The sequence below is a fragment of the Ensifer sp. Root423 genome, assembly GCF_001426275.1.
Classification (GTDB): Bacteria; Pseudomonadota; Alphaproteobacteria; order Rhizobiales; family Rhizobiaceae; genus Ensifer; species Ensifer adhaerens.
Map to the genome: position 1 here is coordinate 106,635 of NZ_LMEG01000009.1, position 15,922 is coordinate 122,556.

Genomic DNA, 15,922 nt, shown 5'->3' on the forward strand with positions numbered 1-15,922 from the left:
AGGGTCTCAGGATTATGACGGGATTGGCAATGCGCACATCAACGGACAACGGCAGCAGACTTGCCCCGGTAGGCCCTCGCCTGCCGAAACACGAAATCACCGGGCTCGCCGGAACGAGCTTCAAGCATCAGCACCTCCAGGCGATCCTTGCCGATGATGCCTGCGGCGGCTTCTTCGAAATTCATGCGGAGAACTACATGGGTGCCGGCGGACCGCCGCATGCGGCGCTCGCCCGCATTCGCCAGGATTTTCCGGTGTCTCTGCATGGTGTCTGCATGTCGATCGGCGGCCCACAGCCACTCGACAAGGCGCACCTTGGGCGGTTCAAGGCACTGGTCGACCGCTATGAACCGGCCCTCGTCTCCGAGCATCTCGCCTGGTCGACCCACGAGACCACCTTCTACAACGATCTCTTGCCGCTGCCCTACACCGAGGCCACCGTTGCCCGCGTATCGGATCATATCGACGAGGTCCAGGACGCGATCGGCCGCCGGCTGCTGCTCGAAAACCCGTCGACCTACGTCACCTTCCAGGATTCGACGATGAGCGAGACGGCGTTCGTCCGCGAACTGGTGAAGCGCACCGGCTGCAGCCTGTTGCTCGACATCAACAATGTCTTCGTTTCCGCCACCAACCAGAACTATTCGGCGCTCGCCTATCTCAGCGACTTTCCACTTGAACATGTCGGAGAAATTCACCTTGCCGGGCATGCGGAGCAGCAAGACGACGAAGGCGACCTGCTCCTGATCGACAGCCATGACGGGCCGGTTGCCGACGCCGTCTGGAAACTCTACGACATCGTCATCGCCCGCGTCGGCGCCATCCCGACGCTGATCGAGTGGGACAGCGCCATTCCGGACTGGCCGGTCTTGAAACGCGAGGCCACGGCGGCGCAGACGATCCTCGATGCCTACGGGCAGCGGATATCGCGGGAGAAGATCCGTGTCCGCGCCTGACGGGTTGCTCCCCATGCCTCTCAACCGCATCGGCAATTATGCCGCCGGTTTCGTGCCGCCGCTGCTCGCACCTGACCGGCCGACGCCGGCTCTGGTCGCCGGCCCGAACGGCAAGGCGGCGGTGAAGCGCTTCAACGTCTACCGCAACAACGTCACCGTCAGCCTGATCGAAGCGCTGGCGGCGACCTTCCCGGCGACTGAGCGCATTACCGGCGAGGCCTTCTTTCGCGCCATGGCCCGCTTTCACGTGCGCGAAACACCGCCAGTCTCGCCGCTGCTCTTCGAATATGGCCGCGACTTTCCGGGTTTCATTGCCCGCTACGAGTATGCCCAATCCATGCCATGGCTTGCCGATGTAGCAAGGATCGAACGGGCCTGGCTCGACGCCTATCACGCCGCCGACGCCCCGGCGCTTCCGCCTTCTGCACTTTCCCTGATTGCGCCCGAGCAGCTCGGCGGCGTCGTCTTCGATCCGCATCCGGCGACCAGGCTTGTCCGTTCCGATTATCCGGCCGTCACGATCTTTGCCGTCAATCGCGAGAGCGGGCCGGTGGGGCGTGTCGAAACGGCTGATGCGGAGAGCGCGCTGATCACCCGCCCCGACCTGGAGGTCATCGTTCGCCGTCTCGCGCCCGGCGCCGATCTTCTGCTTTCGCGGCTGCTGGCAGGCATCCCCCTCGCCGCGGCTGCCGCGGATGCTGCCACGCAATGCCCCACGCTTGATCTCGCAGCCGCAATCGCCACCGCGCTCGAAGCGGGGGCCTTTACGGCAACTCATCACGGAGGATGAAACCATGATGTCCGCATCCAGATTTTCGCAAAACGGCCATACAGCCGATCTGTCGCAATGGACCCAGCGGGCGAACCGAGCCGTCGGCGCGCTCGCGCCGCTCTGGCTCTCCCAGCTTGTCCTGCGCTTCGGCCTTGCCGTTCCCTTCTTTCGGTCAGGCATGAGCAAGTGGGACGGGTTCCTGCAATTGAACGACGTGGCGGTCCTGCTGTTCAGCTCGGAATTCCGGCTGCATCTACCCGGCGGCCCCTATCCCTATCCGGCGCCCGCCTTGACGGCCTTTGCCGCCGGTTCGGCGGAAATCATTCTTCCCATATTGCTTGTCTTCGGCCTGGGAACGCGTTTTGCCGCCCTCGGGCTGCTGGTCATGACGATTGTTGTGCAGCTGACCGTACCGGACGGCTGGCCGATCCACATCACCTGGGCTGCCATGGCGCTCGCGCTGATGGCCTCCGGTCCCGGCAGGCTGTCGCTCGACCACGCATTGTGCGCCTGGCGCAAGGGCGAGCGATAGGCCGCGCGCGATCCCGGCGCCTGCTTTGACCGCAGGCAGCGCCCTTCAATTCGGGCGCAGCCGAACCGGGGTATCGACGATCAGCTTGGTCCAGTCGTCAATGAACCGGGAGCGCTGCAGCCGGTCCTGCGCGGCAAGCAAGGCCGGGCCGATCCGGATCGGCCGGCCGATCCCGGACTCCACCAGTTTTTCGGGTCCGTCGACCTCGGCCGGCAGTGCGCCGCTCCGCGAGAAGAAAAACGCTTTCTCCCGTGCCACGTCCTGTCCTCGTTCGGACAGCAGATAATCGAGGAAGCGACCGGCGAGCTCGGGGTGCTTGGCGCCCGTCGGAACCAGGGCGCCGCGGCTGAGGATCAGCGTGTAGTCGTGCGGCAGCACGATCCTGAGCTTGCCGTTACGTCGCGCCGCGGCATAGGCGTAGGAGCCGAGGATGTTGTAGCCGATATAGACGTTGCCGCTGTCGAGTTCAGACAACACCGCATTGTTGCAGCAGCGCAGCACGGCTTCGGCGCGGCTGAGGCTTTCGAGCAGGCGGCCGTAGGTCGTCGAGGCCTGCTGGGCATCGAGGAAGGCGAGCAGATAGCCGATGCCGGACTGGCGCAGGTCGTAGGTGCCGATACGGCCGCGATAATAGTCCGGCTTGAAGCGCAGCAGGTCGGTGAGCTCGCCATGGGTGTGCGGCACATCCTCCGGCGGCACGAAATCCTTGTGGTAGACCATGACGGAGGGCTCGAAGGTAAAGCCGAAGACCTCGTCACGCCAGTTCGCCCAGGCCGGCACGTCGCGGGTTTCCGGCGAGACATGCGCGAGCGCACAGCCGTCGTTTGCAAGCTTCACCAACTGATCGACGGATGAAGACAGCAGGAGATCACCGAAAGGCTGCTTCAATCGGCAGGCGATGTCGGCGTCCCGATAGAGATCGTTGGTCACGTAGTCCGTATAATCGATGGCGACATCGCGCGCCGTCTCCTGAAAATCGCGGATCAGCGGCTCCATCGCCTCGATGTCGGTCGCGCCGTTGATGACAAGCCGGCCGCGCTCGGCGTCGAGCGCCGGAAAGAACGCCCGCGTGCCCTCGACCGCGCCGGCCGGGCTGGCAAAGCCAAGGACCGCAACAAGTGCGATCGGTCGAAGTTGCCGCCACATCCTCATGTTCCCTCCCGATAAAGGGGAATATCGAGAATGACGGTGAAGTCGCGCGCGCCTTTCTCCAGAAACCGAACTGTGCCGCGATGCGCCAGCGCCACCTCCGCCGCGATTGCAAAGCCGAGCCCCATGCTTCCCTCTTCCGTCTTGGAACTGACGAACCGCGTCGTGACCGCCGCCCATTCTGCTGGCGGAATGCCGGGACCGTCGTCGGCGACCTCCACCAGGGCCCGGTCATCCTCGCGCCTCACGCGCACGGCCAGCCGTTGCTCGACACCATGCTGCAGCGCGTTGTCGATGATATTGGCTATCGCCTCACGCAAGCTCACCGCATCGCCGCGCACGAAGACCGGCTCGGCACTGTCCTCGAAGGAAACGACGACGTCCGGGTCGACTGTAATCGGCACCGTCGAGCGGAAAGCCTTCCGGGCGATATCGCCAAGGTCGACGGGCTTGAAGCGCACGGAATCGGACCGGTGGATGACCATGGCATGGCTGAGCAACTGGTTGGTGAGGCGCGCCAGCTGGCTGACGCGGTCCCGCACGCGCCCGAGATGCCGCTTGCGGTTGACGTCGAGGTCGTCGTCTTCGAGCATGTCGACCTGTGCCGAAAGGGCTGTCAGCGGCGTGCGTATCTGATGCGCCGCATCGGCGATGAAGCGCTGAAGCAAGGTGACGCGCTCGTCGAGGCGGCCCATGAAGTGATTGATCGACCCGACGAAAGGCTTGAGCTCCCTGGGCATTTCGGCCTCGACGGGGGTCAGATCCTGCGGATCGCGGGCACGCAGCGTCGCGGCAAGGGCATCGACGGGCAGCAGTGAATAGCGGATGGCAAGCACGGTGCCGGCAAGCGCAAGCAGGCTCATGATGCCGACGAGGATCATGGCGCGGGTCGTCAATTCCCCGGCAAGCCCGCGCCGCGCTTCGGTCGTCTGCGCCATGACCACATAGGCCCAGCCGGAGAAGGACGGATCCGAAAGCGCCCGCGAGACCACGGCCACGCGGACCGGCACGTTGCGATATTCCGTCGTCAGGAACACCGGGCCGGCCCGCGCCGCGGTGACGTTTATGCCGATGTCGAGATCGTCGTAGCCGGTCAAGGTTCGGCCGTCGGGGCCAACCACGCGATAGAAAATGCGGTCGCGCTCGGCAAGGCCAAGCAACTCGAAGGCCGACGACGGAAGCGTTACACCCAGATTGCCCGCATCCACAGTCATGTTCGCGGTGATCTGGATCGCCGCCCCGAGGAGCAGCCGGTCATAGGCATCGTCGGCGGCCGCGCGGGCATAGTACCAGGCGGCGGCGGAAAGCAGCGTCGCACCACCACAAAGCACCAGCGCCACGCGCAGCACGAGCCGCCAGAAGAGCGAGGTTTCACGCCGCTTCATCGGCCACCAGTTGATAGCCGAGACCGCGGATGGTGACGATGCGCACCGACGAGCCCTCGATCTTCTTGCGCAGCCTTCCGACATAGAGTTCGACGGCGTTGGGGTTGACGTTTTCGTCGAAACCGAAGAGCTGATCGAGCAGTTCGTCCTTGCTGAAAACCCGGCCCGGCCGGGCGGCCAGCACTTCGAGAAGCGTTATCTCGCGCCGCTTGAGCTGGACCTCGCGGTTGCCGACCCGCACGGAGCGGCTGTTGCGGTCGAGCACCAGATCGCCGCACTCGATGAGGTTGGTCGGGTCGCCCTGGCGGCGGCGCAGGAGCACGCGCGTGCGCGCTTCGAGCTCGCGGAAATCGAACGGCTTGACGAGATAGTCGTCGGCGCCAAGGTCCAGCGCGCCGACCCGGTCCTCGATTTCAGAACGCGCCGTCAGCACCAGCACCGGCGTCGTCTTTTTCCGGGCGCGCAGATGGCGCAGGATCTCAAACCCGTCGAGCCCCGGCAACATGACGTCGAGGATCACGAGATCATAGTCGGTAAATTCGAGTATGTCGGCGGCGGCTTGACCGTCCGTCTGCCAATCGACGGTGTGCCCGACCTTTTCCAGTCGCCGGCTGATTGCCTCCCCGACATCCCTCGTGTCCTCCACCAGAAAGATGCGCATGGGCAAGCAGTGACACGGAAGATTTCACCGATCAACCCGGCGGATTTGACCGCTTTCGTGACAGCGTGGTGACAGGTTCGCGGAGGAAAGAGGACTGCCTGATCGCCACAACGGGAGATGCGGCCAGGGTCTGGAGGACAATCATCGCCGAGGCATTTTCAGGCGGCCGCCACGCGGTCCGTCGATGCGGGTCGATGCCGTCCGGATCCTGGATGTCACGGTGGAGGCAGGCGCGCGATAGCGCCTTTGAAAGAAGAACTCATGGATGGGAGAGAGACCATGACCCGAACCTTTGTGAAGACCCTTCTGGCGGCCGGCTTTTTCGCCGCCGTGGCATCGCCCGCCGGTGCGGAGCCGTCGAAGCCTGAGTGCCTGGCCGGCGCCAAGCCCGGCGGTGGCTTCGACCTTACCTGCCGGCTTGCCGCCAACGCGCTGCTCGAAGCCAAGATCATCGGCAAGCCGATGGCCGTTACCTATATGGAAGGCGGCGTCGGTGCCGTTGCCTACAACCATGTCATCGGCAAGCGCGGCGCCGACGGCAACCTGATCACCGCTGCTTCCTCCGGCTCGGCGCTCCTGATCGCCCAGGGCAAGTTCGGGCAATATGACGAAAACGCCGTGCGCTGGCTCGGCGCGCTCGGCGCCGACTACGGCGTGCTCGTGGTCGCCGCGGATTCCCCCTACAAGAGCCTCGGCGAGCTGATCGCCGCCTACAAGGCAAGCCCGACCGACTTCTCAGTCGCCGGCGGCGGCGCTGTTGGCTCGCAGGACTGGATGAAGGGCTCGCTCTTGGCAAAAGCTGCGGGACAGGAGCCGAAGCAGATGCGCTACGTCGCGCTTGAAGGCGGCGGCGCGGTACTGACGGCGCTCGAAGGCGGCCACGTCAAGGTCGGTGCCGGCGATGCGGCGGAAATGTCCAAGCACCATGCGGCCGGCAAGGTCCGCGTGCTCGCGGTCATGGCGCCCGATCGCCTGCCGGGCGAACTCGCCGAAGTGCCGACCGCCAGGGAACAGGGCGTCGACATCGAATGGCCGGTCTGGCGCGGCTACTACGTCGGCAAGGACGTCTCCGACGCCGACTACAAATGGTGGGCCGATGCCTTCACCAAGCTCGCCGCAACGCCGGAATTCGTGAAGGAGCGCGAGGCGCGCGGCCTCTACGAATACACCCAGGTGGGCGACGCCTTCGACCAGCAGGTCAAGGCGGACGTGGCACGCTTCAAGATCATCGCCAAGGAAGCCGGCATGTAAGCCGGACGGTGGAGCGGGACAGTCTCCCGCTCCGCTTGTTTGCCACCACTTTACGGGCTCCCTGCCGATCGTCTCATCCGGCCGGATTGAAGACCCGTTCCCTGGCGTAAACATCTGGAACAGAACCATGTCAGACACCACTTCCTCATCCTCCCGCATCGGCAGGGTCGGCGGGCTCTTGATGCTCGCGCTGGCGATTGCCTATGGCATCGGCGGCAGCCAGATCGAATATGCCTTCGCCTCGGACCCGCTCGGTCCACGCGTCGTGCCGGTGCTGCTCGCCATCACCCTCGCGGTGCTTTGCCTCTTCTACCTGAAAAGCCCCGGAACGACCGAAGCCTTTCCGCAGGGGCGGCTTCTCGTGAAGATCATTGCAGTACCGCTCCTGCTTCTTGCATCGGCACTGCTTCTGGAGCCCGCCGGCTTCGCCGCCTCGATCTTCCTGCTGACCTTCGGCGTCGGCTGGATCTTCGGCGCGCCGCTGCGTCTCGCGCTGATTGGCGGCGTCGGGCAAGCCGCCCTCTGGTGGTTCGTCTTTTCCTACCTGCTCGACGTCTATCTGCCCGCCGGCCGGCTGTTTGGCTGATCCGCCGGCTATGGAGTGATCTCAATGAATCTCGATTATCTCTGGAACGGTTTTACCGTCGCCCTCACCCTGCAGAACCTGCTCATCGGTCTTGCAGGCTGCTTCATCGGCACCCTGGTCGGCGCCCTGCCGGCGATCGGGCCGATCAACGGCATCGCGCTGCTGATCCCGATCGCCTATACGATGGGCCTGCCGGCCGAAAGCACGATGATCCTGCTCGCCGCCGTCTATTGCGGGTCCGAATATGGCGGCCGCATTTCCTCGATCCTTCTGAACGTGCCGGGCGATGCCGGCGCGGTCATGACGGCGCTCGACGGCAACCCGATGGCCCGCCAGGGCCGCGCCGGCGAAGCGTTGATGCTCTCCGGCCTCTCCTCCTTCGTCGGCGGGGTCTTCGGCGCCGTCGGGCTGGCGCTGTTCGCGCCGCTGCTTGCGGGCCTCGCCATCGGCTTCGGCCCGGCCGAATACTTCGTGCTGATGGTGTTCGCCTTCGCGACCCTCGGTTCCATGGTCGGTAGCCAGCCGGTAAAGACGCTGATCGGCTGCACGCTCGGCCTGATGCTTGCGACTGTCGGGCTCGACGCCACCTCCGGCGCCTATCGCTTCACCTTCAACGAGCCGGAACTCGGCGACGGCATCGAATTCGTCGTGCTGGTCATCGGTCTCTTCTCGGTATCCGAGGCGCTGCTGATCCTCGAACACCAGGCAAGCGGCGTCACGGTAATCCGCGAACTCGGCCGCATGACCGCCCGCCTCGACGATATCCGCAAATCGATCGGTGCGACGCTGCGTGGTTCGGTCATCGGCTTCATCGTTGGCGTGTTGCCGGGCACCGGCGCATCGGTTTCGAGCGCCGTTTCCTACACCACGGAGAAGCGCATCTCCGACAGCGAAGGCACCTTCGGCAAGGGCGACGTACGAGGTCTCACTGCCCCTGAGGCTGCCAACAACGCCACCGCCTGCGGCGCCTTCGTACCGATGCTGACGCTCGGCGTGCCCGGCTCCGGCACGACCGCCGTCATGCTCGGCGCATTGATGCTCTACAACATCCAGCCGGGTCCGATGCTGATTACCGAGCGGCCGGAAGTGGTCGGCGGTCTCGTCGCATCGCTCTTCATCGGCAACGTACTCTTGCTTCTCCTCAACCTGCCGCTCGTCAACATCTTCGCCCGCGTCTTGACGGCACCGAACTGGCTGCTGGTTCCGGGCATCCTCGTGCTGTCGGTTGTCGGCGTCTATTCCACCCACGCCTCGGTTTTCTCGATCCTCCTGATGCTCGGCATCGGCATCATCGGCTGGCTGCTTCGAAAGGCCGGCTTCGACATGGCGCCGATCATCCTCGGCTTCGTGCTCGGCCATGTGATGGAGGTGAACCTGCGCAATGCGCTGGCGATCAGCGGCGGCGATATCTCGATCCTGTTCCAGAGCAAGATCTCGATCATTCTCTGGATCCTGGCGGGCGCCATGGCCGTGATGCCACTCGCCGCCGGCTGGAGGCGGACGAAGGTCGTCAAACCGCCACGAGCTAGCTGATCCCCCTCCCTGTTGGCTACTTGGACAGCGGCGCGCGAGCCCATGGCGGCGCGCGAGCCCATGGCGGCGCGCCGCTGTCGTCGTTTTGAGCGGCATTCAGACTATAAATCCAATATAGACTTTTACGTCTACGCGTGATTTAAGGATTGCTATCGAGGAAGAGGAACGCCGTGACCCCAGAACTCCGCCCCTATTGCCTGGTCTGCGACGCGATCGCCTTGCTGTTCCAGCCCTATGCCGAGGTCGTGCTGCACGATCTGGCGACTGAAACCGTCGTCCATATCGCTGGCAACTTCTCCAAGCGCGAGATCGGCGAAGCTTCGCTGCTGAGCGAAATCGGGTTCAGCCAAGGCGAAGCGATCATCGGCCCCTACGAGAAGGTCAATTGGGACGGACGCTCGATCAAGGCGATCAGCGCCGTGCTGCGAAACGCGGACGGCAAGGCGATCGGCGTGCTCTGCATCAATGCCGATGTCTCCGACTTTCATGCGGCACTCAGGACGCTCAACGCGCTCGTCCGCGTTCCCGTCGACGCGGACAACCCCGAGAGCCTGTTCAAGGAAGACTGGCACGAGCGCGTCAACGAATATGTCCAGCAATGGACCGTGGCGCGCGGGCTGACAGTCTCGAGCCTGAGCCGCAACGACAAGCAGGCGCTGGTGATCGCCCTTTCTGCTGATGGCGCATTCGGCGGCAAGAATGCCGCCTCCTACATCTCGCGCATCCTCGGCATGGGCCGGGCGACCGTCTACAAATATCTGAGCCAGGGGAGCGCGCCATGATCGTCATCGATCGAGAAAGGCTGGCCGAGCTGCCGTTGCTGACGCTCGCGGCACCGGCCATCCGCGACGCCTATATCGCCGTCACCGACGGTCGCGCCAATCTGCCGCCGGTCGGCTATCTGCCGCTTCCCGGTCGCAACGCCGATTGCCACATCAAATACGGCTACATCGAAGGCGATCCAATCTTCGTCGTGAAGATCGCCTCCGGCTTCTACGACAATCCGGCCAAGGGACTGCCGTCGAGCACCGGCATGATGGTTGCGGTCTCGACAGAGACCGGCGACGTGGTGGCCGTGCTCGACGACAAGGGTCTCCTCACCGATCTTCGCACCGGTCTCGGCGGTGCGATCGCGACCACGGCGCTCTGGCGCAAGGACGCCGGCTCGATCGGGATCGTCGGCGCCGGCACGCAGGCGCGCATCCAGATCCGGGCGCTTGCCTCCCTTTCGAATCGTCCATTGCGGTTCACGGTCTGGGGGCGATCAATGGAACGGGCGAACGCCGTGCTTGCCGACCTCGCGGACCTCGGCCTTCCCATCGCTGCGACAACCGATCTCGAAGCGCTCTGCCGCCAGTCCGATGCGATCGTAACCACGACGCCATCGAAGAAGCCGCTGATCCGATCGGCCTGGATCGGGCCTGGCACCCATATCACCGCCATGGGCGCGGACGCACCCGGCAAGCAGGAGCTCGAAACTGCCCTCGTTGCCCGCGCCGACCGCCTCTTTGTCGATCTCGCCGAGCAATGCCTGGACCACGGGGAATTTTCTGCAGCGGCTCGGGCCGTGGTGATCCAGGAGGAACGCTGTGTCGCCCTCGGCGCGGTCCTTTCCGGTGCGGCCGAAGGTCGACGGTCGGACAACGACATCACCATCGCCGACCTGACAGGGATCGCGACGCAGGACACCGCCATTGCCCGCACGGTGCTCGATGAACTCGGCTTGCTCGGCCGTTCGCAAGGAACAACCGCATGACCAAAGACGTCTTCGAAACGGCCGCGCGCGCTGTCCGCGCACGCCAGCGCATCCGCCCCTTCATCTACGAGACGCCACTGATCCCGTCGCGCGCGATCGGTCCGCAGACAGCCTCGACGGTACTGTTCAAGGCGGAAAACCTGCAGCTGACCGGCTCCTTCAAGATCCGGGGGGCTGCGAGCAAGATGACCTCGCTGCCAAGGGACCAGCAGGTGATCACTGCCTCCTCCGGCAATCACGGCATCGGTGCTGCCCATGCGGCAAGCGCGATCGGCCAGAAGCTGACGGTGGTGCTGCCCGAGATTGTCAAGCCGGCGAAGCTGGAGCACATCCGCGCCTACGGCGTCGAGGTCGTCCTTCACGGTTCCGAAACCGGGCTTGCCGAACAGCATGCGCAGCAGCTGGCCGCGACCGAAAAGCTCGGCTACGTCTCGCCCTACAACGACCCGGAAATCATCGCCGGCCAGGGCACGATCGCACTTGAACTCCTTGAGCAAGCCGAACGCATCGACAATGTCTTCATCGCCATGGGCGGCGGCGGACTGATCAGCGGCATCGGCTCGGTGCTGAAGAGTTTCCGCCCGCATACTCGCGTCATCGGCGTGTCCGCTGCAAATTCGGCAGCGCTTGCGGCCTCGATAAGGGCCGGCCGGGTGGTCGAAACCGAACACCTCGAAACGCTCGCCGATGCCGTTGCCGGCGGTCTCGACGAAGACAGCGTGACCCTCCCATTGTCGATGGCCGTGGTCGATGAGGTCGTGACCTGCTCGGAAGCAGAGATCGCGGCCGCAATGCGGGACCTGCTGCTCGACGAGCATATGCTGGTAGAGGGGGCGGCAGCTCTCGCACTTGCCGGCTTCCGGCAGATCGCGGCGAGGTGCACCGGCCAGACCAACGTCATCCTGCTTTGTGGCGGCAATGTCGACGGCGCCAGCGCGCTGCCTTCGTTGCTGGGCTAGAGACGCCGCTGCATGGCGCTGCCCCGCCTCGCCTCGCCTCGCCTCTAGAGGCTGACGCGCTCCACGTAGTAGCGCGGGATCTTCACCCGGTCCCGGTCGCGGTAGAAGTCGATGCAGAAGTCGACGAAGGCCTTGAACCGCTTCGAGACGTGCCGGCGGCGCGAATAGATGAGGTTGATCGCCGTCTGCGGCGAGCGCCAGTCCGATAGCACCGGCTCCAGCAGGCCGGCTTGCCGCTCGGTCTCGACGAAAAAGTCGGGCAGATAGGCGATGCCCTCACCGGCGACGGCGAAATACTTGATCGTCCAGTAGTCGTTGGTTGTGCAGGTCGCCGTCGGCAGCAGGTCCACCTCGTCTTCGCCTGACTGTGTCAGATACCAGGACTGCAGCCGCGTCGGCTGGCGGAAGACGAGGCCGCGATGGCCGGCAAGCGCATCCGGATTATCCGGCTGGCCATGCCGGGCGATGTATTGCGGGCTGGCGAAGAGGCCATAAGACGAGACCGAAAGTCTGCGGCTGATGTAGTCGACATCGGACGGCTCGCCCCAATGGAAGATACCGTCGAGCGCCTGTTCGGTAACGTCGGAGAATGGCTGGCGCGAGGACAGGAACACAACGTCGAGATTGACCTGCGGATATTGCTGGCGAAAGGCATAGAGCAGTTCCGAGGTGATCGTCGTGCCGAACTCGCCGGTCGAGCCCACGCGCAGGGTGCCCGCCACCTCCTGGCGCATCTCCGCCATCGCCGTTGCCGCATCGTCGCAATTCGATTGAATGAGCCGGGCGTAGCGCAGGAACTCCGCGCCCGCGTCGGTCACATGCAACTGATGACCCTCGCGCACGAAGAGCTCGATGCCGAACTCATCCTCCAATTGCCGGATCTTGTGGCTGAGTGTTGATTTCGGCAGGCGATGGCGCCTGGAAGCCGCTGAAATCGAACGGGAATCCGCAACTTTCACGAAACAGTCTATGAGCGAAAGATCCATATTTCGTCCAAAATCTTGCACGATATGTCCAGAGAATAGCCTATTTCGGCCCATTGTGTAAACGACTGGGAATTGGGAATATTCACTGGAGCTAAGGGAGAAGAGGTTCCAGTGAGCGATATCAGAGAATTCATTCGCGCCGCATCCGGCACCGGCGGCAAGGCAACGTTGGCGATCCGCGGCGGTCGCCTGGTAAACGTCGTTTCGGAAGAGATCTACCAGGCCGACGTCGCGATCTATGGCGAACGCATCATCGCCGTCGGCGACATCTCCGACTATATCGGGCCAGAGACCAGGATCGTCGATGCCACCGGCAAATACCTGGCACCCGGCATGATCGACGGGCATCTGCATGTCGAATGCTCGAAGATGTCACTGACGAGCTTTGCCAAGGCCGTCGTGCCGCTCGGCACCACCTCGATCGTCACCGGCCTCGACCAGATCATCGTCGTCGGCGGCCCGGCCGCGGCGCGCGAGTTCCTCGACGAGGCAAAACAGACGCCACTCAAGGTCTTCTGGGGCGCCCCTTGCAAGACGCCCTACACCATGCCGCGCTCGACCGTCGGCCACTATTTCAGCCCGGCCGACCACCAGGCGACGCACCACTGGCCGGAATGCGTCGGCATATGGGAAACCGTGCGCGAGTTCATCCAGGAGGAGGACGCCGACGTGCTCGCGGCGCTCGAACTCGCCGAAAAGAGCCGCCTGCCGGTTCTCGGCTGCTGCCCGATGACCCGTGGCGCGCGGCTCAACGGCTACCAGCAGTCCGGCGTTCGCGCCGACCACGAGAGCTACACGCCGGAAGAAATGCTCGAAAAGCTGCGCGCCGGCATGCATGTCGTTGTACGAGAATCCTCGATCTCGCACTTCCTCGCCGACAACCTGCGCATCGTCACGGAAATGGGCGTTAAGGCGCTGCGCCGCATCAGCTTCTGCACCGATGACGTGGTAGCAAGCGACATCCTCAAGCGCGGCCATCTCGACAACATGGTGCGCATGGCGATCGCCATGGGCATTTCGCCGATGGCGGCGATCCAGATGGCGACGATCAACGGCGCCGATGCGCTCCGCATCGACGACAAGGTCGGCTCGATCTCGCCCGGCCGCGCGGCCGACATCCTGCTCGTCGACGACCTGCGCAACTTCACCATCGAAACCGTCGTCGCCAAGGGTGAAGTCGTCGCCCGCAACGGCAAGATGGCGATCGAACTGATCCCGCCGCAGCGCAGCGTCGCACTTCTGAACTCGGTGAAGGTCGCGCCGCTTCAGCCCGGCGATCTCAAGGTCGCCTATCACGGCGCCGGCGAGACGGCAGACGCCATGGCGATCGCCGTCACCCCGGAAAAGATCTTCGTGCGCACTCGCCGCGACGTGACGCTTGCGGTCAAGGACGGCCAGGTGCTCGCAGATCCCGCACGGGACGTGCAATACGTCACCGTCGTCGAACGCTACGGCAAGACGAGCAACCGTCCGGTCGCCTTTGCCTCCGGCTTCGGCCTCAAGCAAGGCGCGATCGCCAGCTCCACCGCACCTGACGATAACAACATCATCTGCATCGGCGCCGATCTCGAGGATATGCGTATCGCCATCAACCACCTGATCGCCAACAATGGCGGCCAGGTCGTGGTCAGGAACGGCAAGGTCGAGGCCTTCCTGCACCTGCCGATCGGCGGCATCGTTTCCGACATCGAGCCGGCCGAGATGGCAGCGCTGGAAGACCAGCTCGACGACGCGGCCCGCGCCCTCGGCTGCCCGCTGCCCTGGCCCTTCATGTACATGTTCGTGTTGCAGATCACGGCGATCCCGGAATATGCGATCACCGATCTCGGTGTCGTCGACTGCGTCGGGCTGAAGGTGATCTCGCCGTTTTCGCCCGCCGGTGGGGACGAGCGCGCCGTCGCTGCGGAATGATGCCTTGGAAGGGGGCCGGTCATGCCGGCCCCCTTCTTCGTTCAAAAAAAGGGGAACAAGATGAACTATCAGAACAAGTCCGTGGAGGCGGCACCAAGCCCGGAGACATCCTGGCTCGCAGCGCTGCTCGACCGCTACTTTCAGATTTCGCGGCTCGGCTCGACCGTCCGCACCGAGATCCTCGCAGGCCTCACAACCTTCCTCGCCGCCTCCTACGTCATCGTCGTCAATCCCTCGATCCTGGCGCATGCCGGCATTCCATTTTCGGCCGGCGTGACGGCGACGGTGCTCGTCAGCTTCATCGGCAGCTGCGCCATGGGGCTCTATGCGCGTAGCCCCATTCTGGTGGCGCCGGGCATGGGCATCAACGCGCTCTTTGCCTACACCATGGTGGTCGGCGCCAAGGTGCCGCTCGAGGTCGCGCTTGGCTGCGTCTTCTGGGCCGGCGTGCTCTTTACCGTCATGGCGTTCTTCAATCTGCGCCAGACGATCATCGAGGCGATCCCTGTCGATCTGCGCTATGGCATCGCCTGCGGTATCGGCCTCTTCATCGCGCTGATCGGCCTGGAAAACGCCAAGTTCATCGTCGCCAACCCCGACACGATCGTTGGTCTCACGCAGTTCAACCCGGTCACCCTCACCTTCATCGCCGGCTTCGTGCTCACGGTGGCGCTGGTGGTGCGGCGGGTTCCGGGCGCGATGATGGCCGGCATGATCCTCACCACTATTCTCTCGATCCCGATCGGTCGCTGGTGGGGCGACGGCAGCGCGTTTTGGCCGGAGACGCCGGATGTGCACACGCTGGTCAACTGGAGCGGTTTCTCCGCTGCACCGGATTTCAGCTTCGTCGGCCAGATCGATCTCCTGGGCGCACTGAACCTGATCTACCTGCCCTTCATCTTTGTCTTCCTGTTCACCAACTTCATCGAGGCGCTCTCGACCTTCCTTGGCCTCGCGGAAGCGGCAGACCTCAAGGATGAAAACGGCATGCCGCGCAACATCCGGGAATCGATGCATGTCGACGCCATCGCGGCACTGATTTCCGCACCGCTCGGCACCAGCCCGGCGACCGTCTATCTCGAATCCGGCGCCGGCATCCAGCAGGGTGGACGCACCGGTCTCGTCGCGCTGGTCGCGGGTCTGCTCTTCGTGCCCTTCCTGTTTTTGTCGCCGCTGCTTTCTCTGGTGCCGGCGGTTGCGACCGCCCCGGTGCTGATCCTCACCGGCCTCTTCATGTCCGAGCCTATCAGCAACATCCGCTGGAGCGCGCTCGACGAGGCGATCCCGGCCTTCCTTGCGATCGTATTGATCCCGCTCACCTTCTCGATCACGCTCGGCCTGTCGCTCGCGATCATCGCCTATGTGCTGATCAAGCTGGTCTGCGGCCGGGCTGGCGATGTAAGACCGGTCATGTGGTTCGTGGCACTGCTCGCCGCAGCGCTCGTCGCCCAGACCCAGTAACCGCCAGAAAATCCGACGGCGCCC

15 protein-coding genes are annotated in these 15,922 nt (G+C 64.2%); 11 read left to right on the top strand and 4 right to left on the bottom strand.

Annotation, left to right across the window (positions count from 1 at the left end):
* Nucleotides 1–29 precede the first annotated feature (29 nt).
* Genes bufB through ASD01_RS11245 form a run of 3 tightly spaced genes read left to right on the top strand, consistent with a single transcriptional unit; the run spans nt 30 to nt 2,260 of the window.
* Nucleotides 30–956 (top strand): MNIO family bufferin maturase, encoded by a 927-nt coding sequence (bufB, locus tag ASD01_RS11235; RefSeq protein WP_060643981.1) that lies wholly within the window; start codon nt 30–32, stop codon nt 954–956.
* 13 nt (nt 957–969) lie between these two features.
* Nucleotides 970–1,746 (top strand): HvfC/BufC N-terminal domain-containing protein, encoded by a 777-nt coding sequence (locus tag ASD01_RS11240; RefSeq protein ID WP_060643982.1) that lies wholly within the window; start codon nt 970–972, stop codon nt 1,744–1,746.
* 4 nt (nt 1,747–1,750) lie between these two features.
* Nucleotides 1,751–2,260, top strand: coding sequence for a DoxX family protein (locus tag ASD01_RS11245; protein ID WP_060643983.1), 510 nt, complete (start codon nt 1,751–1,753; stop codon nt 2,258–2,260).
* A gap of 45 nt (nt 2,261–2,305) precedes the next feature.
* On the opposite strand, the gene ASD01_RS11250 is transcribed toward ASD01_RS11245, so the two are convergent.
* The 3 genes from ASD01_RS11250 to ASD01_RS11260 are packed head-to-tail and all read right to left on the bottom strand — an operon-like array spanning nt 2,306 to nt 5,455.
* Nucleotides 2,306–3,406 carry an ABC transporter substrate-binding protein gene (locus tag ASD01_RS11250; protein ID WP_156623642.1) on the bottom strand — a complete coding sequence of 367 codons (1,101 nt, stop codon included), beginning with the start codon at nt 3,404–3,406 and terminating at the stop codon, nt 2,306–2,308.
* A gap of 2 nt (nt 3,407–3,408) precedes the next feature.
* Nucleotides 3,409–4,794, bottom strand: a complete 1,386-nt coding sequence (locus ASD01_RS11255; RefSeq protein WP_060643985.1) for a sensor histidine kinase — start codon at nt 4,792–4,794, stop codon at nt 3,409–3,411.
* Entirely contained in the window at nt 4,781–5,455 is a 675-nt protein-coding gene (locus ASD01_RS11260) for a response regulator transcription factor (RefSeq protein WP_060643986.1), read from the bottom strand. Before ASD01_RS11260 ends, ASD01_RS11255 begins: the two co-directional genes overlap by 14 nt.
* 279 nt (nt 5,456–5,734) lie before the next feature.
* Between ASD01_RS11260 and ASD01_RS11265 the strand changes: the two genes are divergently transcribed.
* From ASD01_RS11265 to ASD01_RS11290, 6 genes are all read left to right on the top strand, one after another.
* Nucleotides 5,735–6,706, top strand: coding sequence for a Bug family tripartite tricarboxylate transporter substrate binding protein (locus ASD01_RS11265; protein ID WP_060643987.1), 972 nt, complete (start codon nt 5,735–5,737; stop codon nt 6,704–6,706).
* 127 nt (nt 6,707–6,833) lie between these two features.
* On the top strand, nt 6,834–7,292 hold the full coding sequence (locus ASD01_RS11270) for a tripartite tricarboxylate transporter TctB family protein (protein ID WP_034790226.1): 459 nt from the start codon (nt 6,834–6,836) through the stop codon (nt 7,290–7,292).
* Nucleotides 7,293–7,316: 24 nt separating this feature from the next.
* Nucleotides 7,317–8,825: a tripartite tricarboxylate transporter permease gene (locus ASD01_RS11275; RefSeq protein WP_060643988.1), complete on the top strand. Its 1,509-nt coding sequence runs from the start codon at nt 7,317–7,319 to the stop codon at nt 8,823–8,825.
* A gap of 170 nt (nt 8,826–8,995) precedes the next feature.
* A complete protein-coding gene (locus ASD01_RS11280; protein ID WP_082584616.1) occupies nt 8,996–9,607 on the top strand; it encodes a helix-turn-helix transcriptional regulator in 612 nt (203 codons plus the stop codon).
* Nucleotides 9,604–10,581 carry an ornithine cyclodeaminase family protein gene (locus ASD01_RS11285; RefSeq protein WP_060643990.1) on the top strand — a complete coding sequence of 326 codons (978 nt, stop codon included), beginning with the start codon at nt 9,604–9,606 and terminating at the stop codon, nt 10,579–10,581. Before ASD01_RS11280 ends, ASD01_RS11285 begins: the two co-directional genes overlap by 4 nt.
* Nucleotides 10,578–11,540, top strand: coding sequence for a pyridoxal-phosphate dependent enzyme (locus tag ASD01_RS11290; protein WP_060643991.1), 963 nt, complete (start codon nt 10,578–10,580; stop codon nt 11,538–11,540). The genes ASD01_RS11285 and ASD01_RS11290 overlap by 4 nt, the downstream gene beginning before the upstream one ends.
* A 44-nt stretch (nt 11,541–11,584) precedes the next feature.
* On the opposite strand, the gene ASD01_RS11295 is transcribed toward ASD01_RS11290, so the two are convergent.
* Nucleotides 11,585–12,526, bottom strand: a complete 942-nt coding sequence (locus ASD01_RS11295) for a LysR family transcriptional regulator (RefSeq protein ID WP_060643992.1) — start codon at nt 12,524–12,526, stop codon at nt 11,585–11,587.
* A gap of 111 nt (nt 12,527–12,637) precedes the next feature.
* Here ASD01_RS11295 and ASD01_RS11300 point away from each other — a divergent pair, with 111 nt between their 5' ends.
* The gene (locus tag ASD01_RS11300) at nt 12,638–14,437 is read left to right on the top strand and encodes an adenine deaminase (protein ID WP_060643993.1); all 1,800 of its coding nucleotides are present in this window, start codon (nt 12,638–12,640) and stop codon (nt 14,435–14,437) included.
* Between the two features lie 60 nt (nt 14,438–14,497).
* Entirely contained in the window at nt 14,498–15,898 is a 1,401-nt protein-coding gene (locus ASD01_RS11305; protein WP_060520030.1) for an NCS2 family permease, read from the top strand.
* The last annotated feature ends 24 nt before the right edge of the window (nt 15,899–15,922 follow it).

What these genes read in the sequence shown, in the direction of transcription:
- bufB (WP_060643981.1), top strand. Translation starts at nt 30, where the DNA reads ATGCGCACATCAACGGACAACGGCAGCAGACTTGCCCCGGTAGGCCCT.
- ASD01_RS11240 (WP_060643982.1), top strand. Translation starts at nt 970, where the DNA reads ATGCCTCTCAACCGCATCGGCAATTATGCCGCCGGTTTCGTGCCGCCG.
- ASD01_RS11245 (WP_060643983.1), top strand. Translation starts at nt 1,751, where the DNA reads ATGATGTCCGCATCCAGATTTTCGCAAAACGGCCATACAGCCGATCTG.
- ASD01_RS11250 (WP_156623642.1), bottom strand. Translation starts at nt 3,406, where the DNA reads ATGTGGCGGCAACTTCGACCGATCGCACTTGTTGCGGTCCTTGGCTTT.
- ASD01_RS11255 (WP_060643985.1), bottom strand. Translation starts at nt 4,794, where the DNA reads ATGAAGCGGCGTGAAACCTCGCTCTTCTGGCGGCTCGTGCTGCGCGTG.
- ASD01_RS11260 (WP_060643986.1), bottom strand. Translation starts at nt 5,455, where the DNA reads ATGCGCATCTTTCTGGTGGAGGACACGAGGGATGTCGGGGAGGCAATC.
- ASD01_RS11265 (WP_060643987.1), top strand. Translation starts at nt 5,735, where the DNA reads ATGACCCGAACCTTTGTGAAGACCCTTCTGGCGGCCGGCTTTTTCGCC.
- ASD01_RS11270 (WP_034790226.1), top strand. Translation starts at nt 6,834, where the DNA reads ATGTCAGACACCACTTCCTCATCCTCCCGCATCGGCAGGGTCGGCGGG.
- ASD01_RS11275 (WP_060643988.1), top strand. Translation starts at nt 7,317, where the DNA reads ATGAATCTCGATTATCTCTGGAACGGTTTTACCGTCGCCCTCACCCTG.
- ASD01_RS11285 (WP_060643990.1), top strand. Translation starts at nt 9,604, where the DNA reads ATGATCGTCATCGATCGAGAAAGGCTGGCCGAGCTGCCGTTGCTGACG.
- ASD01_RS11290 (WP_060643991.1), top strand. Translation starts at nt 10,578, where the DNA reads ATGACCAAAGACGTCTTCGAAACGGCCGCGCGCGCTGTCCGCGCACGC.
- ASD01_RS11295 (WP_060643992.1), bottom strand. Translation starts at nt 12,526, where the DNA reads ATGGATCTTTCGCTCATAGACTGTTTCGTGAAAGTTGCGGATTCCCGT.
- ASD01_RS11305 (WP_060520030.1), top strand. Translation starts at nt 14,498, where the DNA reads ATGAACTATCAGAACAAGTCCGTGGAGGCGGCACCAAGCCCGGAGACA.